The sequence below is a fragment of the Citricoccus sp. K5 genome (assembly GCF_902506195.1).
In the GTDB taxonomy this organism is placed as follows: domain Bacteria; phylum Actinomycetota; class Actinomycetes; order Actinomycetales; family Micrococcaceae; genus Citricoccus.
The window spans coordinates 1-1,360 of record NZ_LR732823.1 but is presented as its reverse complement, the minus strand read 5'-3'; the positions used below and the strand labels follow the sequence as shown (position 1 = coordinate 1,360).

The 1,360-nt window shown below is 63.7% G+C and carries 1 protein-coding gene; it reads left to right on the top strand.

Annotated features, from left to right (window positions below; genetic code table 11):
* Positions 1 to 262: 262 nt before the first annotated feature.
* The gene (locus tag BOSE125_RS17775) at positions 263 to 1,333 is read left to right on the top strand and encodes an IS110 family transposase (protein ID WP_159555556.1); all 1,071 of its coding nucleotides are present in this window, start codon (positions 263 to 265) and stop codon (positions 1,331 to 1,333) included.
* Positions 1,334 to 1,360: the final 27 nt, after the last annotated feature.

Below are 1,360 nucleotides of genomic sequence, written 5' to 3'. Positions count from 1 at the left end.
TACGATTGTCAGTCTGTTTCTGCCGCGTCCCGCAAGGATGAGGTAGTCCTGGCCGGAGTGTTCTGACCCTTGCTTACGATTGGCCCGTAGGGTGCCTTGGCGTTGATCTGTCGAGCCTCCGGCCGGGCGCAGTACCGCTGCCGCCGGATCGGGCGTGACCTGATAGGAGCCTGGAGCCTCGTCAAAGCGTCCCCATGACAGTCCTGTCCACCCGCCGGCGACAGCGTGAGACCACGCTAACCGGTGAAGGAGACAGCACCCCATGGAACAGATCGAGCCCGCCCGTTCCGGGCACGTCGTGATCGGCGTCGATACCCACAAGCACATTCATGTCGCCGCGGTGATGGACTCGATCGGCGGGGTCCTGGCGACCCTCACGATCGCGACCGACACTGCGGGGTTCAAGCAGTTGCTCGAGTGGGCGTCGTCATTCGGGAAGATCATCGCGTTCGGAATCGAAGGCACCGGCTCCTATGGTGCCGGGCTGACCTCGTTCGTCCGCCGGAACGGACACAAGGTCGTCGAGGTCTCCCGGCCCGATCGGCGGCTGCGCCGGCTGAACGGGAAGTCCGACACGCTCGACGCGGAGAACGCCGCCAGGGCAGTACTTGCCGGGTTCGCGACTGCGGTCCCGAAGACCGCTGACGGGGTGGTGGAGATGATCCGGCAGCTGAAAGTCGCCCACGATACCGCGGTGAAAGACCGCACCGGGGCGATGGTGACGCTCAAGGCGCTGCTCGTCCACTCGGACGAAGAGCTACGGCGCGAGACGGCACGGAAAACGCAGAAGATGATCGCCCGTCACTGCGCCGCGCTCCGCCCACGCGGATTAGAGACGCCAGAGGACGCGAACCGGCACGCACTCCGATCGATCGCCAGACGCTGGATTGCCTTGAACGAGGAGATCAAAGACCTTGAAGCGCAGATCGAGCAACTCGTCGCCCAACGCGCCCCGCACCTGCTGGACGAGTTCGGCATCGGCGTCGATACCGCCGCAGAGATCCTCATCGTCGCCGGGGACAATCCTGAACGGATCCGCAGCGAAGCCGCATTCGCGAAGCTCGCCGGGATCAGCCCCGTGCCGGCAGGTTCCGGGATGACCAGCGGGAAGCACCGCATCAATCACGGCGGGCACCGTCAACTCAATGCCGCGATCTACAGAACCGTGATCGTCAGGATGAGATTCCACGAGCCAACAATCGCCTACGTCACCCGCCGCACAGCCGAGGGCAAAAGCAAACGCGACATCATCCGCTGCCTGAAACGCTACGTGATTCGAGAGGTCTACCACCTCGTCAAAACCGACCCAAGAACGGGCGAAATCGCGAGTTGACAACTATAGGAGCATCAACGCCCTGGC